Annotated in this window: 27 protein-coding genes; 26 read left to right on the top strand and 1 reads right to left on the bottom strand. The window is 54.5% G+C overall.

The window, feature by feature from the left end; genetic code table 11:
* Window positions 1–4: 4 nt before the first annotated feature.
* The 14 genes from D7024_RS11060 (at window position 5) to nrdG (ending at window position 12274) form a co-directional block, all read left to right on the top strand.
* The gene (locus D7024_RS11060; protein ID WP_121451861.1) at window positions 5–721 is read left to right on the top strand and encodes a DUF881 domain-containing protein; all 717 of its coding nucleotides are present in this window, start codon (window positions 5–7) and stop codon (window positions 719–721) included.
* On the top strand, window positions 718–1425 hold the full coding sequence (locus D7024_RS11055) for a DUF881 domain-containing protein (RefSeq protein ID WP_121451860.1): 708 nt from the start codon (window positions 718–720) through the stop codon (window positions 1423–1425). The genes D7024_RS11060 and D7024_RS11055 overlap by 4 nt, the downstream gene beginning before the upstream one ends.
* Window positions 1426–1431: 6 nt before the next feature.
* Complete coding sequence (locus D7024_RS11050; RefSeq protein WP_121451859.1) at window positions 1432–1779, top strand: small basic family protein; 348 nt, start codon at window positions 1432–1434, stop codon at window positions 1777–1779.
* A 69-nt stretch (window positions 1780–1848) separates the two neighbouring features.
* Window positions 1849–3066 carry a cell division protein FtsA gene (ftsA, locus tag D7024_RS11045; RefSeq protein ID WP_121451858.1) on the top strand — a complete coding sequence of 406 codons (1218 nt, stop codon included), beginning with the start codon at window positions 1849–1851 and terminating at the stop codon, window positions 3064–3066.
* 37 nt (window positions 3067–3103) lie between these two features.
* Window positions 3104–4156: a cell division protein FtsZ gene (gene ftsZ / locus D7024_RS11040; RefSeq protein WP_121451857.1), complete on the top strand. Its 1053-nt coding sequence runs from the start codon at window positions 3104–3106 to the stop codon at window positions 4154–4156.
* Window positions 4157–4256: 100 nt separating this feature from the next.
* A complete protein-coding gene (locus tag D7024_RS14845; protein WP_165859349.1) occupies window positions 4257–4400 on the top strand; it encodes a hypothetical protein in 144 nt (47 codons plus the stop codon).
* A 161-nt stretch (window positions 4401–4561) separates the two neighbouring features.
* Window positions 4562–5473 (top strand): sigma-E processing peptidase SpoIIGA, encoded by a 912-nt coding sequence (locus tag D7024_RS11035; RefSeq protein ID WP_121451856.1) that lies wholly within the window; start codon window positions 4562–4564, stop codon window positions 5471–5473.
* A gap of 37 nt (window positions 5474–5510) precedes the next feature.
* Window positions 5511–6242 carry an RNA polymerase sporulation sigma factor SigE gene (sigE, locus tag D7024_RS11030; protein WP_121451855.1) on the top strand — a complete coding sequence of 244 codons (732 nt, stop codon included), beginning with the start codon at window positions 5511–5513 and terminating at the stop codon, window positions 6240–6242.
* Window positions 6243–6377: 135 nt separating this feature from the next.
* Window positions 6378–7151: an RNA polymerase sporulation sigma factor SigG gene (gene sigG / locus D7024_RS11025; RefSeq protein ID WP_121451854.1), complete on the top strand. Its 774-nt coding sequence runs from the start codon at window positions 6378–6380 to the stop codon at window positions 7149–7151.
* 474 nt (window positions 7152–7625) lie between these two features.
* Entirely contained in the window at window positions 7626–8501 is an 876-nt protein-coding gene (spoIIR, locus tag D7024_RS11020) for a stage II sporulation protein R (protein WP_121451853.1), read from the top strand.
* An 81-nt stretch (window positions 8502–8582) separates the two neighbouring features.
* Window positions 8583–8879 carry a YlmC/YmxH family sporulation protein gene (locus D7024_RS11015; protein WP_121451852.1) on the top strand — a complete coding sequence of 99 codons (297 nt, stop codon included), beginning with the start codon at window positions 8583–8585 and terminating at the stop codon, window positions 8877–8879.
* A 272-nt stretch (window positions 8880–9151) separates the two neighbouring features.
* Window positions 9152–9607 (top strand): transcriptional regulator NrdR, encoded by a 456-nt coding sequence (nrdR, locus tag D7024_RS11010; RefSeq protein WP_121451851.1) that lies wholly within the window; start codon window positions 9152–9154, stop codon window positions 9605–9607.
* A gap of 108 nt (window positions 9608–9715) precedes the next feature.
* Window positions 9716–11734 carry an anaerobic ribonucleoside-triphosphate reductase gene (gene nrdD, locus D7024_RS11005; protein ID WP_121451850.1) on the top strand — a complete coding sequence of 673 codons (2019 nt, stop codon included), beginning with the start codon at window positions 9716–9718 and terminating at the stop codon, window positions 11732–11734.
* 24 nt (window positions 11735–11758) lie between these two features.
* Entirely contained in the window at window positions 11759–12274 is a 516-nt protein-coding gene (gene nrdG, locus D7024_RS11000) for an anaerobic ribonucleoside-triphosphate reductase activating protein (protein WP_121451849.1), read from the top strand.
* Window positions 12275–12327: 53 nt separating this feature from the next.
* Here nrdG and D7024_RS10995 read toward each other — a convergent pair whose 3' ends face one another.
* Window positions 12328–12558 carry an FmdB family zinc ribbon protein gene (locus D7024_RS10995; RefSeq protein WP_121451848.1) on the bottom strand — a complete coding sequence of 77 codons (231 nt, stop codon included), beginning with the start codon at window positions 12556–12558 and terminating at the stop codon, window positions 12328–12330.
* Between the two features lie 168 nt (window positions 12559–12726).
* Here D7024_RS10995 and D7024_RS10990 point away from each other — a divergent pair, with 168 nt between their 5' ends.
* From D7024_RS10990 to D7024_RS10935, 12 genes are all read left to right on the top strand, one after another.
* Entirely contained in the window at window positions 12727–14289 is a 1563-nt protein-coding gene (locus D7024_RS10990) for an MBL fold metallo-hydrolase RNA specificity domain-containing protein (RefSeq protein ID WP_121451847.1), read from the top strand.
* An 83-nt stretch (window positions 14290–14372) separates the two neighbouring features.
* Window positions 14373–15191 (top strand): peptidoglycan editing factor PgeF, encoded by an 819-nt coding sequence (gene pgeF, locus D7024_RS10985; RefSeq protein WP_121452548.1) that lies wholly within the window; start codon window positions 14373–14375, stop codon window positions 15189–15191.
* 25 nt (window positions 15192–15216) lie between these two features.
* Window positions 15217–15927: a response regulator gene (locus tag D7024_RS10980; RefSeq protein ID WP_121451846.1), complete on the top strand. Its 711-nt coding sequence runs from the start codon at window positions 15217–15219 to the stop codon at window positions 15925–15927.
* A gap of 3 nt (window positions 15928–15930) precedes the next feature.
* Window positions 15931–17322 carry a two-component system histidine kinase PnpS gene (gene pnpS, locus D7024_RS10975; protein ID WP_121451845.1) on the top strand — a complete coding sequence of 464 codons (1392 nt, stop codon included), beginning with the start codon at window positions 15931–15933 and terminating at the stop codon, window positions 17320–17322.
* A gap of 95 nt (window positions 17323–17417) precedes the next feature.
* Window positions 17418–18179: a phosphate ABC transporter ATP-binding protein PstB gene (gene pstB / locus D7024_RS10970; protein WP_121451844.1), complete on the top strand. Its 762-nt coding sequence runs from the start codon at window positions 17418–17420 to the stop codon at window positions 18177–18179.
* A 76-nt stretch (window positions 18180–18255) separates the two neighbouring features.
* Window positions 18256–18915, top strand: a complete 660-nt coding sequence (phoU, locus tag D7024_RS10965; RefSeq protein ID WP_121451843.1) for a phosphate signaling complex protein PhoU — start codon at window positions 18256–18258, stop codon at window positions 18913–18915.
* Between the two features lie 111 nt (window positions 18916–19026).
* The gene (locus tag D7024_RS10960; RefSeq protein WP_121451842.1) at window positions 19027–19953 is read left to right on the top strand and encodes a biotin/lipoyl attachment domain-containing protein; all 927 of its coding nucleotides are present in this window, start codon (window positions 19027–19029) and stop codon (window positions 19951–19953) included.
* Window positions 19954–19971: 18 nt separating this feature from the next.
* Window positions 19972–20694 carry a YggS family pyridoxal phosphate-dependent enzyme gene (locus D7024_RS10955; RefSeq protein WP_121451841.1) on the top strand — a complete coding sequence of 241 codons (723 nt, stop codon included), beginning with the start codon at window positions 19972–19974 and terminating at the stop codon, window positions 20692–20694.
* Entirely contained in the window at window positions 20672–21118 is a 447-nt protein-coding gene (locus D7024_RS10950) for a cell division protein SepF (RefSeq protein WP_121451840.1), read from the top strand. The genes D7024_RS10955 and D7024_RS10950 overlap by 23 nt, the downstream gene beginning before the upstream one ends.
* A 5-nt stretch (window positions 21119–21123) precedes the next feature.
* A complete protein-coding gene (proC, locus tag D7024_RS10945; RefSeq protein ID WP_341466980.1) occupies window positions 21124–21954 on the top strand; it encodes a pyrroline-5-carboxylate reductase in 831 nt (276 codons plus the stop codon).
* Window positions 21955–21966: 12 nt separating this feature from the next.
* Entirely contained in the window at window positions 21967–22236 is a 270-nt protein-coding gene (locus D7024_RS10940) for a YggT family protein (protein WP_121451838.1), read from the top strand.
* 12 nt (window positions 22237–22248) lie between these two features.
* Window positions 22249–23037 (top strand): YlmH family RNA-binding protein, encoded by a 789-nt coding sequence (locus D7024_RS10935; RefSeq protein ID WP_121451837.1) that lies wholly within the window; start codon window positions 22249–22251, stop codon window positions 23035–23037.
* The last annotated feature ends 1 nt before the right edge of the window (window position 23038 follow it).

Raw genomic sequence — 23038 nt, 5'->3', positions numbered from 1 at the left:
GACCGTGAAAATCAGGGGATTTCACTGGGCGTTGGTCCTGGTGGGGCTGGTCATGGGTCTGATGCTGGCGGTGCAGTTTCGTTTGACCAAGGATATCCAGGAAACGCCCCCCGTTAAGCAAACGCAAACCCTGGCTGCCCAGGTTAATCAAGCTAAAAAGGATCGGGATGATCTCCAGAGACGGGTAAGTGACCTGCGGGCCCGCCTGGATGAAGTGGCGGCCGATCCCCGCTTAAATGCGTTAAAAGAAGAGCTGAACCGGGTGCGTATTACAGCCGGCCTGGTAGAGGTTACCGGGCCGGGGGTAGAAGTAACTTTAAATGACAGCAACCAGGTTTTGCAGCCGGGCCAAAATCCAAACCTTTATGTTTTGCACGATGAGGATGTGCTAAAAATTATCAACGAGTTAAAGGCTGCCGGGGCCGAGGCCATAGCCATCAACGGGCAGCGCATGCTGGCCACCAGTGAAATACGCTGTATCGGCCCGACCATTTTAACCAACCGCAATCAGCGCCTGACCCCCCCTTTTATCATCTCCGCCATTGGTAATCCCGACAATTTAATTAATTCCCTGCAGATGCGGGGTGGGGTAGTGGAGCAGCTGCGCTTTTGGGGTATCCAGGTGGAGGTTAGAAAAGTGGCGCAACTAACCGTGCCGGCCTACACGGGAGGGGTGCGCTTTGAATATGCCCGCCCACTGGAGGAGGGAGGAAAACAATGAAGCTGTCCACCTATCTATCCCTCGGATTGGTGGCCCTGGTTTTGGGTGTGCTGATTGTTTTCCAGTTCCGGGTTACCAGGCACATTGAACAGGGTATTCCGGCCGGCCGTGCACAGGAGCTGGCCCTGGAACTGCGCCAGCTGGAAAAGGATAAGAGCAAACTTGAGGCCGAGGCCAATGACTTAAGCCTTAAACTGGAGCAGGTTACCCGGGGGCAAACCGAGGCAGAGAAGGCCCTCAAGGATGAGCTGGCCAAAGCCAGGTTGCTGGCCGGTTTGGTTCCCGTTACCGGACCCGGGATTGAGGTAACCCTGGACAATCCTCCCCAGCAGGCCGGTGGACGGGGGCCCGTGAGCCTTTATGCCATCCGGGACGAGGACCTCTTGCGGGTGATCAATGAACTGCGGGGTGCGGGGGCCGAGGCCCTTTCCATTAACGGCCAGCGCATAGTGGCCCACACCGAAATCCGCTGGGCCGCCCCCTTTATTAATGTTAACTTGACTAGAGTAGTACCGCCCTATCATATCCTGGCCATTGGCAAGCCGGACAATTTAAAAAGCGCCCTGGAGATCCCCGGCGGACTGGTGGAGTATTTACAGGATCTGGGGGTCCAGGTAAAAATTCAGCCCTATGACCGGCTTACCATCCCGGGTTATTCCCGCACGACGGAGTTTCACTATGCCAAACCAGTGGTAAAAGGGTGAGAAAAAATGTGGTTGGGTATCTGGCTGGCTGTTGCCGGTTTGGTTTTGGGAGTGCTGCTGGGGCTGAATATCCCCCTGGTGTTGCCACAGGTTTACGCCAAGTATCTTTCCGTGGCGGCCCTGGCGGCCCTGGACTCGGTTTTTGGAGGCATCCGGGCAGCCATGGAGGACCAGTTTGATAACACCGTCTTTATTTCCGGTTTCTTCAGCAATGCCCTGCTGGCCGCCGGTCTGGCCTTCATTGGAGAACGCCTGGGGATCGATCTTTATTTAGCCGCCGTGGTGGCCTTCGGGGTGCGGCTGTTTCAAAACCTGGCCATTATCCGGCGCCATCTGTTTAAAAAATTAAAATAAAGTTTAAAGGGAAAAGAACGGCTAGCGTTGAATTTTACATTTTTAGTAACTGGTAGGGGGGTGCCCCGCTTGACTGGAAAGGAAGTTGTTGCCGGCCTGGATGTGGGTACGTCCAGTATGGTGGCGGTGGTGGCCCGGGTTGCCGATCCCGAACGGGTGGCCGGAGTGGGCTGGTGCCCATCCCTGGGCATGCGCAAGGGTATAGTCATTGACCTGGAAGGGGTAGCCCAGGCGGTGCGGCGGGCCGTGGAGATGGCCCAGGAGGCTACCGGATGCAGGATCGGCACTGTTTGCGTGGGTTTTTCCGGCCATGGCGTAAATGTGCTCACCAGACATGCCGATATAACTATTGGTCACGGCGGAAAAATTACCACCGGTGATGTGGCTGACCTGATACAAATTCTGAGGCAAGTGGAAGTTCCTGCCGGAAGGCGGGTTTTGCAAGTAGTGCCAGTGGAATTTATGATTGACGGTGTGCCCCGGAGGGATAATCCCGTCGGACGTACGGGTTCCAAACTATCCCTGGAAGCACGGGTGGTAACTGTAGATAGTCAAATTGTAGATCAGTTGGTTACCGCGGTAGAAGCGGCGGGACTCCGGGTGGTGGAGGTTGTTTTAAACCCACTGGTAGTGGCGCAGGGAGTTTTGAGTACCGTCGAGAGGGAACTTGGCGCGGCTCTGGTGGATTTAGGTGGTGGAACTACGGCCGTCACGGTTTTCAAAGGTGGGACCCTGGTGGATATGACCGTTATTCCCGTGGGTGGGGAACATATTACCAGCGACCTGGCTATTGGAGTGAGGACTTCCCTGGATGCGGCCGAAAAGGTGAAACGCGAGATCGGCCTCCTTCCACAAGAAGCAGTATTTGTGGAATTACCTTCCATGGGCGGCCTGGCCTCCAGGCGGGCCAGCCTGGCTACTATCAGGCAGATTATCGAATCAAGAGTGCTGGAGATTCTGGATCTAATTAAGCAAAACATTGACAGGCTCGCCCGGGGGAAGGCGTTGCCCGGAGGGGTTATACTCGCCGGCGGGGGCTCCTGTTTAAAAGGATTGCCCGATCTGGCCTCTCGGGTTTTGCAATTGCCCGTCCGGGTTGCTACAACGGAACCGGACTGGCAGGCTGCCCGTTTTTTGGCCAGGCATATGGCAGCATGGGTAGCCAGGCGGGAAAACTACAGGCTGGCGGTGGCAGCCGGGGAGTTCCGGTTCGAGCCGCGGGGTGTAAGACAAATTTTTGCCCATTTACGCCGGAGTTACCCTCATGGAAGCGGTACTGACGGTTAAAGTATTTTGCTTGAGAAACCATAGAGGGGGATAATTCATGCTTGACTTTGAGCTTGAAAACAACCAGTTTGCCAATATTAAGGTCATCGGAGTGGGAGGGGCAGGTAACAACGCCGTTAACCGGATGATTATGGCCGGTTTGCGGGGAGTGGAGTTCATTGCTGTTAACACCGATGCCCAGGCCCTCCAGCTGGCCCAAACAAGCAACAAAATCCAGATCGGGGCCAAGTTAACCAAAGGGCTGGGTGCCGGTGCCAATCCGGAGATTGGGCAGAAGGCGGCCGAGGAGAGCCGGGATGATATCATCCAGGCCTTGAAGGGGGCAGACATGGTTTTTGTTACTGCCGGTATGGGTGGCGGTACCGGTACCGGGGCGGCGCCGGTGGTGGCCGAGGTGGCCAAGGAGCTGGGTGCTTTGACTGTAGGGGTGGTGACCAAGCCTTTTACCTTTGAAGGAAGAAAGAGGATGAACCAGGCAGAGATGGGTATTCAGAACCTGAAGGGCAAGGTGGATACCCTGATCACCATTCCCAACGATCGCCTGTTGCAGGTTATTGACAAGCATACCTCCATTGTAGAGGCTTTTCGCATAGCTGACGATGTTCTGCGCCAGGGCGTGCAGGGCATTTCGGACCTGATTGCCGTTCCCGGTTTGATCAACCTGGATTTTGCCGATGTGAAGACAATCATGAAGGATACCGGTTCCGCCCTCATGGGTATCGGGGTGGCCAGCGGTGAGAACCGGGCTACCGAGGCGGCCCGCATGGCCATTTCCAGCCCGTTGCTGGAAACCTCCATCGAAGGGGCCAGGGGCGTACTGTTAAACATTACCGGCGGTACCTCCCTGGGTCTCTTTGAGGTAAATGAGGCGGCGGAAATTATCTCCCAGGCCGCTGATCCCGAAGCCAACATCATTTTTGGTGCGGTCATCGATGAGCGCATGGAAGATGAAGTGCGGGTAACGGTCATTGCTACCGGTTTTGATCAAAAAGTGGTTAAAAAAGAACGGGCTAAAGATGAGTTAGAAATTAAGCCCTTCACCAGCCACGACGACCTGGACATTCCGGCCTTTTTACGCCGCCGCAATTAGTGTGCAATAAGTTTTTAAGCAAATTTTTTTACAAAAGCCGGTCTTAAAGACATGGCTTTTTTGTTTTAGTGCAAAATAAGGGGGAGGGAGGAGATGGACAGTGGAGCATCCGGAGCACGAGAAAACAGTGGAAGTGAAGGGAAATCGCAAGAAAGATCTTAACCGCATCAGGGGCACCCAGCGTCTTGTTGATCCCGAACGGGGGCCGGAGAATAAGAGAAAAAAGAAAGCCTGGGAAACATAAACTGACATATTTTACCAGTCTGGTATTGTATAATAAGACCAGACTTTTATTTTTGCGTACCCGTTGTATTTTTGCGTATTCATCTGTAGGGTTGTCATAAAGGTTTGGAGGCGGCCATATAATGGTAGAGGGCTGTGCATGGCCAGGTGGGAGTGGGCTTGATGACCGGCTACGTCGTCTATGTGGATCAGGTCCTGGCAGGCAATTTGCTCTTCAACTATATTCTATTATGGACGGCCGGGCGACTATCACAGGTGAGGACAACTTTATTCCGGCTGGTATTATCCAGTGCCCTGGGCAGTGTATACGCTTTGTTCTTTTTTGTTCCAGGCTTTAACCAGTTATTTAGTTTGCCTTTGAAAATTTTCTTTTCATGCTTAATGGTCGTGGGAGCCTTTGCTCCTTTGCCCCTGCGGAGACTGCTCGCCTGTCTGGGTTTTTTTTACCTATCATCTTTTGCCCTGGGAGGCATCTGGCTGGGTTTTATTTATTTTCTTTATTCCAGTAGCGATTTTGCTTCCGCCGTAAACCAGATATTGCGCATCATCCAGCGTTATTTTTGGCCCGGCCTGTTGCTGGCTCTTTTAACCCTGGTAGGGGGAGGGCGTGTACTGGTCCTGTTGTTGCATTTGCGGCTGGAGCAGCAGGGCCACCGGGTGACCCTGGTGGTGGAAGTGGAAGGGGGGCGGGTAGAGGTAAGTGGCCTGGTGGATACGGGTAACAGTTTAAGGGACCCTCTTACCGGTCACCCGGTGATTGTTGTGGAGTACACCGCCTTGCTGCCCATATTGCCCCCGGCGGTGCGGCAAATTTTCGAGGAACCGGAGGATTCCGGCGACCCTTCCCTGCTGGCAGCCCTGGCCGGAACCGACTGGGCGGTCCGCCTCTGTTTGATTCCCTTTCGCTCCGTGGGCCAGGAGCAGGGGATGTTGATTGGTATTCGTCCGGACCGGGTGGAAATTCTCCAAAAAGGTGGTAGTACCGGGGTTCATCAGGTGGTCGTAGGTATTTACAGGCATTCGTTGGGAAATTACCAGGCACTGGTGCCTCCGGCACTGGTCAGGGCAGCCTGACGGGTCGGGGAGCAATTTCAAGGTGGGGTGGGAAAGTATGTCTTTGCCGAGAATTGTGCAACTGAAGTGGCATTGCCGCTTGCTACTGATCAGGCTGGCGGCCTGGTTGGGCTACCAGAGGGAAATCCATTATGTAGGCAGCAGTGAGGCACTCCCGCCACCCCTTTCCACCGATGAAGAATCCTTTTTGATTAACAAGCTGGAGGCCGGGGACAACGCCGTACGCACCGTGCTCATTGAACGCAACCTTCGTTTGGTGGTGTATATAGCCCGCAAGTTTGAAAATACCGGCGTGGGGATAGAGGACCTTGTTTCCATTGGAACCATTGGGCTGATTAAGGCGGTAAACACCTTTGACCCCACAAAAAAAATCAAGCTGGCCACCTATGCTTCCCGGTGCATTGAAAACGAAATTCTCATGTACCTGCGCCGCAACAATAAAACCAGGGCCGAGGTATCCTTTGACGAACCCCTGAACATTGACTGGGAGGGCAACGAGTTATTGCTCTCCGACGTGCTGGGTACAGAAAACGATATTATCTACAAGTACATTGAAGATGAGATAGATAAAAAGCTTTTGTATATGGCCCTGAACAAATTGAGCGGCCGGGAACGCAAGATTATGGAACTGCGTTTCGGTTTGAACAACGGGGTGGAAAAGACTCAGAAGGAGGTGGCCGATTTACTGGGTATTTCCCAGTCTTACATTTCACGGTTGGAAAAGAGGATTATCAAGCGGCTCAAGAAAGAAATGCACCGGCTGGAATAGGATGGCTAAGAGCCCCAAAGTCCGCCGGGGCTTTTTTTGTCCGGCGGAATGGTCATGTATAAACGTCATAGGCCGGGGTAATAATGAGGTTATGGCCAAACGCATAAAAACTTGAAAAGAGGTGGGCGGTCTTCCATGCTGGTGAACAAGGTAGAGATCAGTGGTGTGAACACCTCGAAACTCCCCCTGCTAACGGGGGCCCAGATGCGCCAGTTGTTCGAAGCAATGCACAACGGAGACCAGGAAGCCCGAACCCAGTTGATTAACGGTAACCTGCGCTTGGTCCTTTCGGTAATCCAGCGGTTTACCAACCGCGGTGAATATGTGGACGACCTCTTTCAGGTAGGTTGCATCGGATTGATGAAGGCGATCGATAATTTTGACCTCTCCCAGAACGTTAAGTTTTCCACCTACGCCGTTCCCATGATCATTGGTGAAATACGCCGTTATTTAAGGGATAACAATTCCATTCGCGTAAGCCGCTCTTTAAGGGATATTGCCTACAAAGCCCTGCAGGTGAGAGACAACCTGGTCAACAAGTATTCCCGGGAACCGTCTATCAATGAAATTGCCGGCGAATTGAAGCTGCCCCGGGAAGAAATAGTTTTTGCCCTGGATGCCATCCAGGAACCCATTTCCCTGTTTGAACCCATCTATCATGACGGCGGGGACCCCATCTTTGTCATGGACCAGATTAAGGACGAAAAGAACCACGACCATAACTGGCTGGAAGGCATCGCCATCAGGGATGCCTTGAGAAAGTTGAGCGATCGGGAAAAACTGATTCTCACCTTGCGTTTTTACGAGGGGAAAACCCAGATGGAGGTGGCGGAAGAAATCGGCATTTCCCAGGCCCAGGTATCCCGCCTGGAAAAAGCCGCTTTAAATAACATGCGCAAGTATTTATAGGTTGTAAATGTTTGGTTAAGCCGCTTAAGGCACGGCGTTGTTCCGCTCACTCATATGCTCCGCGCCGACAACACCGCGGTTCGCTTCGGGCCGCCCAGCACTCACTGAATAAGCCATACTGCAAAGGCCAAATTTTCTACTGCATTTTGCATTTGCCTTGGAATGAAGCATCTTTGCCGGTGAGTGCTGGGTTCACCGGGTGTTGTTACCGGCGTTCCGCAAAATCGTTCGTTATAAACAACGCCGTGCCTTTGTAGTAACAAAGCGGTTTTACTGAACATTTACTATAGGTTTTGTTTTTGACGTTTCTTTCTGCCGCCGGTGTTGTCCCTTCTGGCCGCTCCCGGGGGACAAAACTTACCGGCGCTTTCGCTTTTCTGTGCCTCCATTACTTCAGGTTTAAGTTGTCGAAATACGGGTAAAACTAGGGGTAGAACAAATATTTTGCAAGTTAAGTAATGGGGGAACGAGAAAATGCTCTCGCAAAGGCGGATCGGCTTTTGGGTTGCGGGCGTGCTGGCGGTGGCGCTGCTGGCTGGCTGGGGCTGGCACAGGGCTGCCATGGTTAACCCTTACCGTCCCGATCACCTGATCCGCTTCCATGTCATTGCCAACAGTGACTCGCCTGCCGACCAGGCGCTGAAATACCGGGTGCGGGATGTGCTTATCCAGGCCATGACCCCTAGCTTCCAGCAGGCCCGCAATATTGAAGAAGCCAGGATCATCGCCCGGGCCAACCTGGATTACATGGAGCAACTAGCCAGGCAGGCAATCCGCAATGCCGGGGCGGATTACCCTGTCACCGTTTCCCTGGGTCACTACCGGTTTCCGGCGAAAACCTATCGCGTGGCTAATGCCAACCCGGGAGAAGTTCATGACCTGACCCTGCCCGCCGGTGAATATGAAGCGGTGAGGGTGGTCATCGGCCGGGGTGCCGGGGCGAACTGGTGGTGCGTGTTGTTCCCGCCCCTATGTTTTGTAGAGCTTCACAATTCTGCCGGACCTTGTGCCGGCGAACGGGAAAACCCGCCCCGGCCGGACCCCGGGGTGAAGCATGATCCGGCTGAAAAAAAGCCGGAGCAAAAACCTTTGTCCCCGGCGGATGAAAGCAGAGAAGGGGAACTGGATGCCGCGACGGGTTCAAAAGCGCAGCCGGCTTTTAAATGGACCGGGCCCCCCGCCGTAGCCACCCTGGCTCCCGTCCACCGGGCCGGTGAAGACGAGGGTGTCGTATTAAGAGCGAATTCCTCCGACGGCACGCCCGTGGAATTTCGCTTCCGCATTCTGGACTTCTTCGCCGGTGTGCAGGGCTGGTTGGATCGTTTCTGGAGTAGCCGAACTGCGGAGTAACTGCTGATATTTATTTCCGCCTTAACCTGGCGGTTCAGCCTGCTCTTCTGGCGGCATATAATATCCCAGGGGGTGCAGGCGATGGTAAAGGTATCAGATTTACGCATGCGGGAAGTAATTAACATTGCCGACGGGCGCCGTATGGGGCCGATTAAGGATATTGACATTGACCTGGAACAGGGGCGCATCAGCGCCATTATTCTCCCCGGTCAGGGAAATCGCCTTTTAGGGTTATTTGGTCGGGAAGAGGAAATTGTGGTTCCCTGGCACAAAATTAAAAAAATCGGCCTGGATGTAATTCTAATCGATCTGCGGGATGTTACCGACGTGCGGCCCGAAGGTGGTTTTCCGGGCAACGGGAAAGAACGTTATTTCTAAGAACCTCCGAAACTACCCGTGTCTTGTCCAGGTAGTCTCGTTCTGGACTAAAAAATAGGACAAGCATCACCCGCAGCGGAAAAAATATGAAAAGGGTGCCTCTGGCGGACAAAGAAGGAGGAAATCGTTTATGGTTTCGCGAGGGGTACCCTTTTCATGTTTTTGTTTTGCCCCTATATATAGTATAATGTCTGAGCCAGCTGTACTATATATGTGAAGAAAAGTGATGCTTTATCCCCAGGGCCTGTGGTGGGAAAGAGTGGTGAAGCAGCGTGCGCTGTCCCTTTTGCGGTTTTTCGGAAAGCCGGGTGCTGGATTCCCGCTCGGCGGAGGACGGGTATTCCATCCGCCGCCGGAGGGAATGCGCGGGATGCGCCCGGCGGTTTACCACCTACGAGCGGGTGGATGAGCTTCCCCTGGTGGTGGTAAAAAAGGACGGCCGGCGGGAGGTTTTTAACCGCAATAAACTTCTGGCCGGGCTGGTGAAGGCCTGTCAAAAGCGTCCCGTGTCCATGGTCACCCTGGAGGCCCTGGTGGACGAGGTGGAGCGAACATTGCGCAGCACAGCGGAGCTGGAGGTTTCCAGCCGGCAAATCGGCGAAATGATTATGGAACGGCTGCGTGTCCTGGATGAAGTAGCTTATGTGCGCTTTGCTTCAGTATACCGGGAGTTCCGGGATGTGCAGGAATTTTTGCGGGAAATCCAGCGCTTATCCGAAACGCCGTAAAAGTTTAGCTTTAAGTTATAGCAGCTGGAATTGTAACGCTAGATCTTTTACATAAAAAGCTAGGACCGCCGGATGTTATCCAGACCTTAGTTAGAGGAGGCTACCGACTTGTTCAAGGTTATCCGCAAACGGGATGGGCGGGAAGTGCCCTTTGATGAGACCAAAATTACTGATGCCATCTTTAAGGCCGCCCGGGCGGTAGGGGGTGAGGACCGCCAGACGGCCATGGAGCTCACCATTGAGGTCCTCAAGATGCTTAAGAAGAAGTACAACGGCCAGGTCTTCGGCGTGGAAGATGTCCAGGACGTGGTGGAAAAGGTGCTCATTGAAGCCGGTCATGCCCGCACGGCCAAGGCCTACATCCTCTACCGGGACAAACGGACCCGCATCCGGGAAGCCAAGGGTGATTTAATGGATGCGGTGGGGGAAATCCTGGCGGAAACCAACCGGGAAAATGCCAATGTGGGCAATTCCCCCTCGGCCAAAATGTTGCAGATTGCCAGCGCAGCCAGCAAGAAGTATTATCTCACCCGCCTTCTGGACGAGGATTTTTCCAATGCCCATATGCGGGGAGACATCCACATTCACGATCTTGACTGGTACGCCAAAACCTTGAACTGCCTGCAGCTGCCCCTGGACAGGCTCTTAACCGAAGGCTTTAATACCGGTCACGGGTATATCCGGCCCCCGAAACGGCCCACTTCGGCCACGGCCCTGGCGGCAATCATTTTGCAGAGTTCACAGAACGATATGTTCGGCGGACAGTCCTTCCCCTTTTTTGACCGGCAAATGGCTCCTTTTGTGGAAGATGCCGATGAGAACGAGACATTCCAGGCCATGGAAGCCCTGGTGTACAACCTCAACTCCATGCACTCCCGGGCGGGGAGCCAGGTGCCGTTTTCCAGCATCAACCTGGGCACCGATACTTCCGAGGCCGGGCGCAAGGTAACCCGCAACTTGCTTTTAGCCTACGAAGCCGGGCTGGGACGGGGAGAAAACCCCATTTTCCCCAATATCATTTTCCGTGTACAGAAGGGGGTCAACTTTGAACCCGGGGATCCGAATTATGATTTGTTCCAGTTAGCCATTCGGGTAGCCAGCAAACGGCTGAATCCTTCCTTTGCCTTTATGGATTCTTCTTTCAACCGTCCTTACGGGGATCAGGTGGCCTATATGGGCTGCCGCAGCCGGGTGATGGCCAACAGGCGGGGCCCGGAGGTCACGCCGGGTAGGGGGAACCTGTCCTTCACCACCATCAACCTGCCCCGGCTGGGCATAAAGGCCGAGCGAAATCTCAAGCGGTTCTATGGGCTTTTGTCGGAGGTTATGGACCTGGCAATCAGGCAGCTTTACCATCGTTTCCGGGTGCAGGCCAGGCTCAAGGTCAAGGACATGCCCTTTGTCATGGGGCAGGGTATTTACCTGGGTTCGGAGGGGCTGAAGGAGGACGATTGTATCGAGCCGGCCATTGTCAACGGCACCCTGGCAGTTGGTTTTATCGGCCTGGCCGAAGCCCTGGTGGCTTTAACCGGGCGGCATCACGGCCAAAGCGAGGAATCCCAGGCCCTGGGGCAGGAGATCGTGGCCTTTATGCGCCGGCGTATTGATGAGGCCTGCGAGGAATATGACCTGAACTATACACTGCTGGCCACGCCGGCTGAAGGTCTTTCCGGGCGCTTTGTGCAGATAGACCAGCGGGAGTTCGGAATTATTCCCGGGGTGACGGACCGGGAATACTACACCAACTCCTTCCATATTCCGGTATACTATCCCATCAACAGCTTTGAGAAGATCAGCCTGGAGGGGCCCTATCATAAATACTGCAATGCCGGGCATATCAGCTATGTGGAAATGGCCTCACCGCCGGTACATAACCCCGAGGCGGTGGAAGCGCTTATCCGCCACATGGCGGCCAGCGATATGGGTTATGCGGCCATTAATTTCCCGGTGGATTTCTGTACCAGCTGCAACTTAATGGGCGTAATCAACGAAAACAACTGCCCCCGTTGCGGGTCGGCAGCCATCCGGCGGGTGCGGCGGATTACCGGTTACCTTTCCACCGTGGACCGCTTCAACGATAGCAAGGTGGCGGAATTAAACGACCGTTTGCCCCACAGCTTGAGTTAGATGCTTTATCGAGGAGAGGTATTTATGCTGTTACGTGTAGCCGGGATAATTAAGGAAAGTGTGGTGGACGGGCCGGGCCTGCGGCTGGTGGTCTTTGCCCAGGGTTGCCCCCATCGCTGTCCTGGCTGCCATAATCCCCATACCTGGGATCCGGCCGGAGGTACCTCGGTTGAGGTGGAAGAAGTTCTGGCCATGGTAAAGAAAAACCCCCTTTTAAAAGGGATAACCCTTTCCGGGGGCGAGCCCTTTGCCCAGGCCGGTGCCCTGGCTTATCTGGCCCGGCAGGTTCGCGCCCTGGGCCGGGATGTGACTACTTATACGGGCTATACCTGGGAGGAACTCCTTGAGCTCGCCAAAAGGGATGGGGCGGTAAAAGAGCTTCTGGAGCTTTCCGATTATATTGTGGACGGTCCCTATATCCAGGAAAAAAGGGATCCGGCACTGCCCTTCCGCGGTTCCAGCAACCAGCGCATTATTGATGTACCCGCCTCCCTTGCCTGCGGCCGGGTGGTCATCGCTTCATGGGGTAGGATTGGATAATGGACGGAATTCCGGCCCCCATATAGCGAAAAAGGGGTTTGAAAACCCCTTTTTCAATGTCCGCAGGTAGCGCAGCTTTTCCCGGCGCACCCGCCGCAGCTGCTGCCACCACTGCTGCTACCGCCGGCATCCCGGTTGCCCAGGGAGGCAAAGCTGCTCATCACCCGGTTTGCGCCGGTGGCCTGGCATACCGGGCATACCTGATGCTCACCACTTTCTCCCAGTGAGCATAATTTTTCAAAGCGGTGACCGCAGGTGTTGCAGCGAAATTCATAAATAGGCATTCCGTAACACCCCTTTCCCCATTCACAGCCGGGACTTCCCGGCTATTTTTAGCTTACGCCGCGGACCGGCACCTGTCAAGGAAGACCTTTTTCACTGTGTTAGAAGGGATTGTCCTCGTTGAAAGGGAATTAATAAAAATCTAAGTTGCAGTAATTAGGAGGGGTTACATGCGCGTTCGTTTTCTGGGAGCTGCCCAAACGGTTACGGGCTCCTGCTACCTTTTAGAAGTGGGGCCCAACCGGTTGATGGTGGATTGCGGCATGTTTCAGGGGCCGCGGGCGTTAAGGGAGCGCAACTACCGGCCTTTCCCTGTGTCACCCCTTAGCATAGATTACGTTTTGCTTACCCACGCCCATATTGATCACAGCGGCTTAATTCCCAAGCTGGTGAAACATGGTTTTCGGGGCAAGGTGCTGGCCACCCCGGCTACCATTGATCTCTGTGCAGTCATGTTGCCCGACAGCGGGCATATCCAGGAAATGGAGGTAGAAAGGCTTAACCGCAAGGCTGCCCGGGCCAACCGTCCGCTCATAGAACCAATTTATAACGTTGAAGACGCCAACCGGGCCATGAATTTTTTTCAACCAGTCGATTACGGCCAGACGGTGAATCTTACCAAAGAGATCAGCGTACGCTTTTTGGAAGCGGGACACATCCTTGGCTCGGCCATGGTGGAGCTTACGGTGAGGGAGGGGCAGCAAGAAACTAAACTGGTTTTTACCGGCGATTTAGGGAAAAAGAACAAGCCCTTCCTTAAAGATCCCTCGTCCATCGACCATGCCGATTATGTGTTCATCGAGTCCACCTATGGCGACCGCCTGCACCCGGACCAGGGAGATCATTTAAATTTACTCCACGATGTTGTCTGGGAGACCTATCGCAAGGGCGGCAATTTAATCATTCCCGCTTTTGCCGTGGAACGCACCCAGGATTTGATTTATGATCTCAATCTCCTGATCATCAATAACCGTTTCCCGCCCATGAAGATTTATATTGACAGCCCCATGGCCGTGGCGGCCACGGAAGTTTTCAAAAAGTATACCCCTTATTTTGACCAGGAGACCCGGGAACTTATAGCCCGGGGGAATAATCCCCTGAGCATGGCCGGTCTGGAGTTTACCCGCACCACCGAAGAATCCATGGCTTTAAATAAAATTAAAAGCGGGGCCATCATCATAGCGGCCAGCGGCATGTGCGAGGCCGGCCGGATCAAGCACCACCTGCGCCACAACCTGTGGCGTCCCGAATGCACCGTTCTTTTTGTTGGTTACCAGGCTCCTGGAACCAAGGGCCGCAAGATAAAAGACGGGGCAAAATACGTGCGCATTCACGGGGAAGAAGTGGCCGTACGGGCTGCCATCAGAAGTATCGATAGTTTTTCTGCCCATGCGGATAAAGAAGAATTGCTGGAATGGTTGGGACACTTGCAAAAACCCCCTACCCGGGTTTTCCTGGTGCACGGGGAACCTTCTTCCATGAATGTTCTGGCGCAGGATATTGCCCGCCGTTACGGTTATTCCGTGCACATTCCCGTGCTTGAGGAAGAAGTGCAGCTTACCCCGGCTTCACCGGTTGGCGAGGAGGAGTTGCGCCGGGCCTATGCCGCGGTGGCGGCCCGTTTGCAGGATGTGCTGGCCAGTGGTCTGGGCAGGGGGCATTACCAGGAGATTGTGGAACAGCTGGACCATTTGAACGCCCTGCTGGCATCCATTCAAAAGCAGGCCAGTTAAATACATTGCCTAAAACAAGGCGTACCGATATAATTATGGTGTAATCGGGGATTTTCCCGATTTTTTGGGAGGGATTGATTTCCGTGCCCGGCTACCTGTGGAAAGAAGGAGGGACGGTTAAGTACCTGCTCTGGGAAGCCTTCCTGGACACCGGTTTGGTGAGCCATGGCTTTACCACCCGTCATGGCGGTGTCAGCACCGGGGAATACGCTACTTTAAATATGGCCTTTCATGTGGGTGATGACCAGGCCCATGTGCTGACCAACCGGGAGCGGGCCTGCCGGGCTTTAGAAATGAACCCCGGACACCTGGTGGCCGGCCAGCAGGTCCACGGGGACCGGGTGGCGGTGGTCGGGAAGGCTCACCGCGGCCGGGGGGCCCGGACGGCGGAAGATGCCCTGCCCGCCACCGATGCCCTGATTACCGGGGAACCCCTGGTACCCCTGTCCAGCTACTATGCCGATTGCGTGCCGGTTTTCCTTCTGGATCCGGTCCGGCGGGTGGTGGGTCTGGCCCATGCCGGTTGGAAGGGGACGTACCTTGGCATTGCGGCCAAAACGGTGGAGGCCATGGGCCGGTTCTTTGGCAGCCGCCCCGGGGATTGTCTGGCTGGTATTGGCCCCTCCATTGGACCCTGTTGCTATGAAGTGGATGCTCCCGTAGTTGACCGGTTTAAAGATCACTTTCCCTTCTGGCAGGATCTATTTGTTCCTAATCCGTCCGGCAAATGGCAGCTGGATCTTTGGGAGGCTAACCGGCGCGTTCTGGTGGAAGCTGGCCTTGGGCCGGAAAACATTTTTGTAGCTGGTGTGTGCACCTGTTGCCGGCAGGACCTCTTTTTTTCCTACCGGGGGAGTGGCGGCCGTACCGGGAGGATGGCGGCTCTGATCATGTTAACTTAACCGGTCGCTTAAAGGAGGCGAATAAATGGCTAAAATCCTGGTTGTGGATGATGAAGAGCATATTGTGGAGTTGATCCGCTATAACCTGGAAAAGGAAGGTTACCAGGTAATAGCCGCCACTGACGGGAATACCGCCATCGAAATGGCGCGCTCCCAGCGGCCCGACCTGATCCTCCTGGATGTCATGTTACCGGGACAGGATGGCCTGGCGGTCTGTCGCGCCTTACAACAGGAGGCCGAAACCCGGCATATTCCGGTGATCATGATCAGTGCCCGGGGGGAGGAGCTGGATAAGGTCCTGGGTCTGGAAATGGGAGCCGACGACTACGTGACCAAGCCTTTTAGCCCGCGGGAGCTGGTGGCGCGGGTCAAAGCCCGGTTGCGCCGGGCGTCCGTGGAAGGCGAAGGCAGGGGTGCTCGCCCCTCGGGGGGAAGGCTGGTTCGCGGGCGGCTGGTGATTGACCAGGATCGTTTCCTGGTTACCGTGGACGGCATTAAGCAGGACCTAACCCCAAAGGAATTTGAATTGCTGCGTTTTCTGGCCAGTGAGCCGGGAAAAGTTTTTTCCCGTGAATACCTGCTGGAACAAATCTGGGGTTACGATTATGCCGGGGACTCCCGGACGGTGGATGTGCATATCCGTCATATCCGTCAAAAGCTGGAACAGGTGCCTAACGCGCCCCAGTATATTGAAACGGTGCGTGGGGTGGGTTATCGCTTCCGGGAGGTGCCTTAAGGGGTGAAGCTTAATTTCCTGCGGGGTATTTCCTGGCGGCCGGTGGTCAGTTATTTTTTCTTAATGGTCATCTTTTTTGCCCTTTTGCAACTGTATGCCGCTAAAAAACTGAGCGTGGTCGGCGCTTTATTTATTATCCTGCCCCTATCGGTAATACTGGCCTGGCTTTTATACCAAAGGGTCATCGGACCGTTGAATGAAATCATTGCTGCGGCCAGGGATATGGCCCGGGGCAACCTGGACCGGGAACTGCGTATTTATACACAGGATGAAATAGGGGAACTGGCCCGCAGCATTAATGACATGGCCCGTCAACTGCGGAGCACTATTGCCCTGATCACCGAGGAAAGGAACCGGGCCCGCGCCATTCTGGACAGCATGGCCGACGGGGTAATTGCCCTGGACCGGGAGGGGCGGGTGCTGCTCATAAACCCGGTGGTCCAGGAAATATTTGACCTGCGGCAGGAAACCTGTCTTGGGAAAAAAATCCTGGGAGTTATTCGCAACTATGACGTGGAGCGCCTTTTGTGCAAGGCGCTGGAGACGCAAAAACCCACCAGCGAGGAAGTGAAAATTTTCGGGGCCGGCCCCGACCCCCGCATTTTCCGCCTCCATGCCACCCCTTTAAAAGGCTCCGGACGGGAAACCGGGGGAGTGGTGGTCGTCCTGCGGGATGTCACCGAACGCAAAAAGCTGGAACAGATGCGCACGGAGTTTGTGGCCAATGTTTCCCATGAATTGCGTACTCCCCTCACTTCCATCAAGGGTTTTTTGGAAACCCTTCTGGATGGGGCCATGAATGATCCTAAAACTACCCGCCAGTTCTTGGAAATAATGGGCCAGGAAACCGAACGCCTGAGCCGCCTGGTTGATGATTTGCTGGATCTCTCCAAGATTGAGGAACGGCGGGTGGTGCACCGCTGGCAGCCGGTGAATATGGTAGACATCATCAACCGTGTGGCCTCCCTGTTTCGCCCGCAGGCAAAGGAGAAAGAGCTCACCCTTTCCCTGGAAGTGCCCCGGGATTTGCCCAGCGTATATGGGGATCCCGATATGCTGGCTCAGGTGTTAATTAATTTGCTGGACAACGCCATTAAATATACACCGCCCCGGGGTAGCATAACCATTCGGGCCATGGTGCTGGAGGATGAGTTGCGGGTAGAGGTAGAAGACACGGGCATTGGCATTCCTGCCGAAAGCCTGCCCCGTATTTTTGAACGTTTCTACCGCGTGGATAAGGCCCGTTCCCGGGAACTGGGGGGTTTTGGCATCGGCCTAGCCATTGTGAAACATATTATCCGCGCCCATGGCGGCAAGATTGAGGTGGAAAGCACCCCTGGCAAGGGAAGTTTGTTTTACTTCACCCTGCCCCTGGCTGAACCGGCGTCTCCTTAATCAAAAATTAACCTTTTTGTTAACCACGATTAACATTCCTTTGTTAGAATGGGCCACAATGATAAAAAGAGAGGATATTTTCAGGGGGGTGCCCGATGGAGGACTACGTAAAAATTGCCGTTAAAGATCTGAACCTTTATTATAAAGATTTTCACGCCCTAAAAAATATTAATTTGGACATAAAGGCCAACAAAATCACTGCCCTTATTGGTCCTTCCGGTTGCGGTAAGTCAACCTTTTTGCGTACTTTAAACCGGATGAACGATCTTATTGAGGGAGTACGGATAGAGGGAACGGTTTTACTGGACGGTCAGGATATCTACGCCCCCGATGTGGATGTGGTTTACCTGCGCAAACGGGTCGGGATGGTCTTCCAGCGTCCGAACCCCTTTCCCATGTCGGTTTATGATAACGTGGCTTACGGTCCAAGGGTTCACGGTATCAAGAATAAACGGCTGTTGGACGAAATTGTGGAAAGGAGCCTGCGGGACGCGGCCCTGTGGGATGAGGTGCAGGACCGCTTATTTAAATCGGCCCTGGGCCTTTCCGGGGGCCAGCAGCAACGCCTGTGCATTGCCCGTCTCCTGGCGGTAGAACCGGAAGTGTTACTGATGGACGAACCCAGTTCTGCTCTGGATCCCATTTCCACCCTTAAAATAGAAGAACTAATCCAGGTGCTAAAAAAAGATTACACCATTGTGATTGTGACCCATAATATGCAGCAGGCCGCCCGGGTTTCAGACATTACCGCTTATTTTTTAAACGGCGAACTGGTGGAATGGGGGACGACCGATGAAATCTTTACCCGTCCTAAAGATCAGCGAACCGAAGATTACATTACCGGCCGGTTCGGTTAATAATTCGCTCTGGCCGGTCCCCCGTAACTGGTGGCGCATAGGATGAAAGCAAACGACTCTTTAGGGAGGGATGACGGTGAGTCCCCGTTCTTCCTTTGATAAAGCACTGGCCGAGCTCCAGCAGGATATCCTGCGCATGGCCAGTCTGGTGGAACAGGCCATTTATGATGCGGTGCAATCCCTGGTCAAGCTCGACGTGGCCGGGGCGGCCCAGGTAATCATGGGCGATGAGATGATAGACGAACTTTATCTGGAAATTGAAGATAAATGCGTCAAGTTAATTGCCACCCAGCAACCCATTGCCCGGGATTTGCGGGTGGCCATCACCGGGATCAAAATCCTCTTGAGCCTGGAGCGGATGGCCGATCATGCGGTGGACATTGCCCGGGCCACCATGTGTTTAAGCGGGCAGCCTTTGACGGTAAAATGCCTGGAATATATCCCCCAAATGGGACGGCTGGCCCAGCAGATGGTCAAAGATGGACTGGACGCCTATGTTAACGGTGATGTCCAAAAGGCCAGGGAGATGTGTGCCCTGGATGATGAAGTGGATTATATCTTTGCCAAAGTGTTCCGGGAACTGATCAACGGCATGATGGAGAATCCCAAAACGGTGATGCAGTCAGCCTACCTTCTTTATGTCAGTCGCTATTTGGAAAGGATTGCCGATCACGCTACCAACATCGGGGAAGCGGTTATCTATCTGGTCACGGGTGAACGCCGGGAGCTGAACTAATTTTTTTAACCAGGCGCCCGGTTCCCGGCGCTTTTATCGCAGGATTTGTACCGTGAACCGTCGAATAGGACAAGTTACGTATCACTGCTTGATGGTGCCACATGACGGGGGTTGATCTCCCTGTTCAGGGACAGTAGATATTTCCCCCGGGTTATTCTTTCCCTGGTGGTTCTTTTTTTCCTCTGGTGGCTGGCCAACCGGGCCTGGTACCTGGTCGAGAGCCGCATGGTCAAGATCGAATGGTTGGAGGAGGGCCAAATTTCCCGCACCATTACCACTTCCGGCTGGCTGATTAAAGAGGAGCAACTGTTATCTTCACCCGGGCGGGGTCAGTTAAGGTTGCTGGTGGGTGATGGGCAGCGGGTGCGGGCCGGGGCGGCGGTGGCCGAAGTTCTGCTGGTCAATAGCGGTACCGGTGAGGAAAAGGTGGTTGTCTATGCACCCCGGGGGGGAGTTTTTTGCAACCATATTGATGGAATGGAAAGGGTTTTACGACCTGGAAATGCATTAGAAATGGAAGCCGTGGAAAAACTGGGGGCAAAGTCCTCTTCCCCCGCTACGGGTGACCGGGTGGAAAAAGGGCAGCCGGTAGGTAAGCTGGTGGATAACCTGTCCGGGATGTGGTACTGGTGTCGCATCCCATGGGAACCAGCTATTCCCGCAAAGTGGACCACCGGGCAGTCAGTGGTTGCCCTGTGGCAGGGACAGCAGATACGTATGCGTTTAGAGAAAATTACCGGCGAGGAAATGCTCTTTCTTTTACCCGCTTATCCAGGCGTTCTGGTCCACCAGCGCCATGTCCAGCTGGAGCTGGTGGCGGGAGAAGTGGCCGGTTTTATGGTTCCTCCCCGGGCGGTTGTGGAGCGGGGCGGGCAACCCGGTATCTATGTTATTTCCCGGCGCCGGGCCACCTGGATGCCCGTTCAGGTTCTGGGCGAAACGTCAGGACGGGTGGTCATTTCCGGCCAGGGTCTATCTACCCGTATCCGTTATGTGACCAACCCTTTCTGGGTCCGGGAGGGAGACAGGCTGGAATGAGAGCTGGGGGGAAAGATATTGGGAGTCAGGGAAAACCTTTCTCATGTAATTGAGCAGGTCACAAAAGCGGCTAAAAAGGCCGGCCGGGATCCTGGCTCGGTTAAGCTGGTAGCAGTGACCAAAAATGTTTCCGTCGACATTATGCGGGAAGCGCTGGCAGCAGGAATAAATGCCTTTGGGGAGAACCGGGTACAGGAACTGGTGGTCAAACACCCCCAGCTGCCGGTTGATGTGGAATGGCACCTTATCGGCCATTTACAAACCAATAAGGTTAAATATATTGTGGATAAGGTCCGGCTGATCCATTCCCTGGATAGCTGGCGCCTGGCCCGGGAAATCAGCCGCCGGGCACAGGAACAGGGTTTAACGGTGGAAGTGCTGGTGCAGGTAAATATATCCGGGGAACAAACCAAATACGGTTTACCCCCCGCGGAGGTGAGGAACTTTATTGCCGGGGTGGCGGAGCTTCCCGGTATCTGCGTGCGTGGATTAATGACCATTGCTCCCCTGGTCCCGGATCCCGAAGAGGTAAGGCCGGTTTTTCGAGAATTGTATCAAATGGTCGGCTGGTTGAAACAGGAGCTGCCGGGGATACCGCTGGATTTCCTGTCTATGGGCATGAGCAACGATTTTACGGTGGCTGTAGAAGAAGGGGCAAATATAATTCGGGTAGGTAGCGCCATTTTTGGACCAAGACAAAACCCAAGGAGGGATAACCATGGCGAAAAAACTGGTGGATAAGGTCCTTGGTTTTATAGGCTTTGAAGAAGAGCCGGTGGAAGAAGAGGAAAAGGAGCGCTTCCGGGAAGAACGGTTCCGGGATGAAGAAACCGTACCCCAGGTCAAGCGCAAAGGGCAGGTCTTTAGTTTACACGCCCAGCGCCAGGTGCGGGTCATTGTGGCCGAACCCAGGGCCTTTGAGGACGTACAGAGCATAGCGGAGCATTTAAAAAACCGCCGGCCGGTGGTGGTTAATCTGGAGCGGGCTGAGAGCGAACTGGCCAGGCGCGTGGTGGATTTTGTCAGCGGTGCTACATACGCCCTGAACGGGAGCATGCAAAAGGTAGGTAACGGCATTTTTCTCTTTGTACCCAGTAATATGGATATAGCCGGCGACATTAAAGAATTTGGGGAGCGGGGGATTTTCTCCTGGATAGAGCAGTAACGGGGGTGTTCCTTTTGCCATTAACAGGGCTTACAATTGGTTGCCTGGGAGGCGGGGCCATGGCCCAGGCCTTGCTCACAGGATTGATTAAAAGCGGTGTCCAGACCCAAAACCTGTATGTAAGCGATACCCGCCGGGAAAGGCTGGAGTTTTTGCACCGGGAGCTGGGTGTACATACCAGAGCAAATAACAGTGAGCTGGTAAAAGAATCGGATGTGGTTATTCTGGCAGTCAAACCTCAGGTAGTGGAAGAGGTTCTGGAGGAGACGGGAGCCCTGTTCCAGCCCCATCAGACTCTAATCTCCATTGCCGCCGGTATTGCCATCCAGTTCATGGAAAGTTTTCTGACCCACCCGGTGCCGGTAATCCGCGTAATGCCCAACACGCCCTGCCTTTTGGGATCCGGAGCCAGTGCCCTGTGTCTCGGTACCCACGCCGGTGCCCGGGATCGGGAGCGGGCCATGGCTATTTTCAGTGCCGTCGGTCGGGCGGTGGAAGTACCGGAAGAGCTTATGGACGCAGTAACGGGTCTAAGTGGTAGCGGGCCTGCTTATATGTATGTTATTCTGGAGGCCCTGGCTGACGCCGGAGTACGGGTGGGCCTGCCCCGGGATGTGGCTCTTTTACTCAGCGCCCAGACCATGCTGGGATCGGCCCGGATGGTTTTAGAAACCGGCGAGCATCCCGGCCGCCTGAAAAACATGGTTACCACGCCAGGGGGGACGGCCATTGCCGGTGTCTATGCCCTGGAAGAAGGGGGACTGCGCGTAACCATGATGCGTGCGGTGGAAGAAGCTACCCGTCGCTCCCGGGAAATGTCCAGTGCATTAAAATAAAAGGAGAGCATTATGAGTCTGGAACGCATTATTAACGTGGCCTTTCAGGTTTATGACTGGCTGATCTTTATCCGTATCATCTTATCCTTTGTGCGGCATAACCCCTACCACCCACTGATTCGTTTTGTTTATGAGATTACCGAACCGGTTCTGGGTTTCTTCAGGCGCTTTATCCCTCCCGTGGGGATGCTGGATTTTTCACCCCTGGTAGCCTTCTTTGCCCTGGAATTACTACGCCAGCTGGTGCTGAATGTAATCCGGGTGTTAGGGTTCCATGTCTAAAGGAGTGAGGGTGTGCTGGATAAAGAGTTTCTGCTGTCCCGTGCCCAAACCCAGGAGGAAAAAGAACTGCTGGCCCGGGTTTGTGACCTGGTGCAGGGAGTTTTGCGTATCCGCCAACCGCGGGTAACGGATTTCCTTGATCCCCATCATGCAAATCTGGTGCTTAAGGCTTTGGAAAAAGTGCCCGATCTGGCCGTACAAAGTGATGGTGGTTACCCCGGTGCCGAGCGGGTGCGTATTCTTATTTATCCCGATTATCTCGATCCCCGGGAAGAGGAATGGGATCTGGCATTTTTGTCCATCCAGGGTTCCTTTGAAGATCAGGGACTCAGCCACAGGGATTTTCTTGGGGCTCTGCTGGCCCTCGGCTTGCGCCGGGGGAAAATTGGGGACATCCTCCTGCATCACGACCAGGCCCAGGTGGTGGTCACCGGCGAAATAGCTCCCTTTATCCAGTCCCAGCTTACCCGTGTGGGCCGCATCCCCGTGACCGTACACCAGATTGCCAGGGAGCAACTCTGCCCTCCTCCCCGACGGGTCCGGGAAATCAAGGCCACCGTACCTTCCCTGCGCCTGGACGTGGTGGCCGCCGCCGGTTTTGGCACTTCCCGCACACGCATGGCCCGGGAGATTACCGCCCAGCGGGTTAGCCTGAACTGGCAGGTCTGCAGTGAGCTTTCCCGTCCGGTGCGGGAAGGGGACATAATTTCCGCCCGGGGACGCGGTCGGGTGGAGGTAACCCGGGTTACGGGAACCACTAAAAGCGGCCGCCTGGCGGTTATTTTGCACCGGTATGTTTAAT

It is taken from the genome of Desulfofundulus salinus (genome assembly GCF_003627965.1).
Lineage (GTDB): Bacteria > Bacillota > Desulfotomaculia > Desulfotomaculales > Desulfovirgulaceae > Desulfofundulus > Desulfofundulus salinus.
The sequence above is the reverse complement of the archived record's forward strand: the minus strand, read 5'-3'. Positions and strand labels throughout refer to the sequence as shown.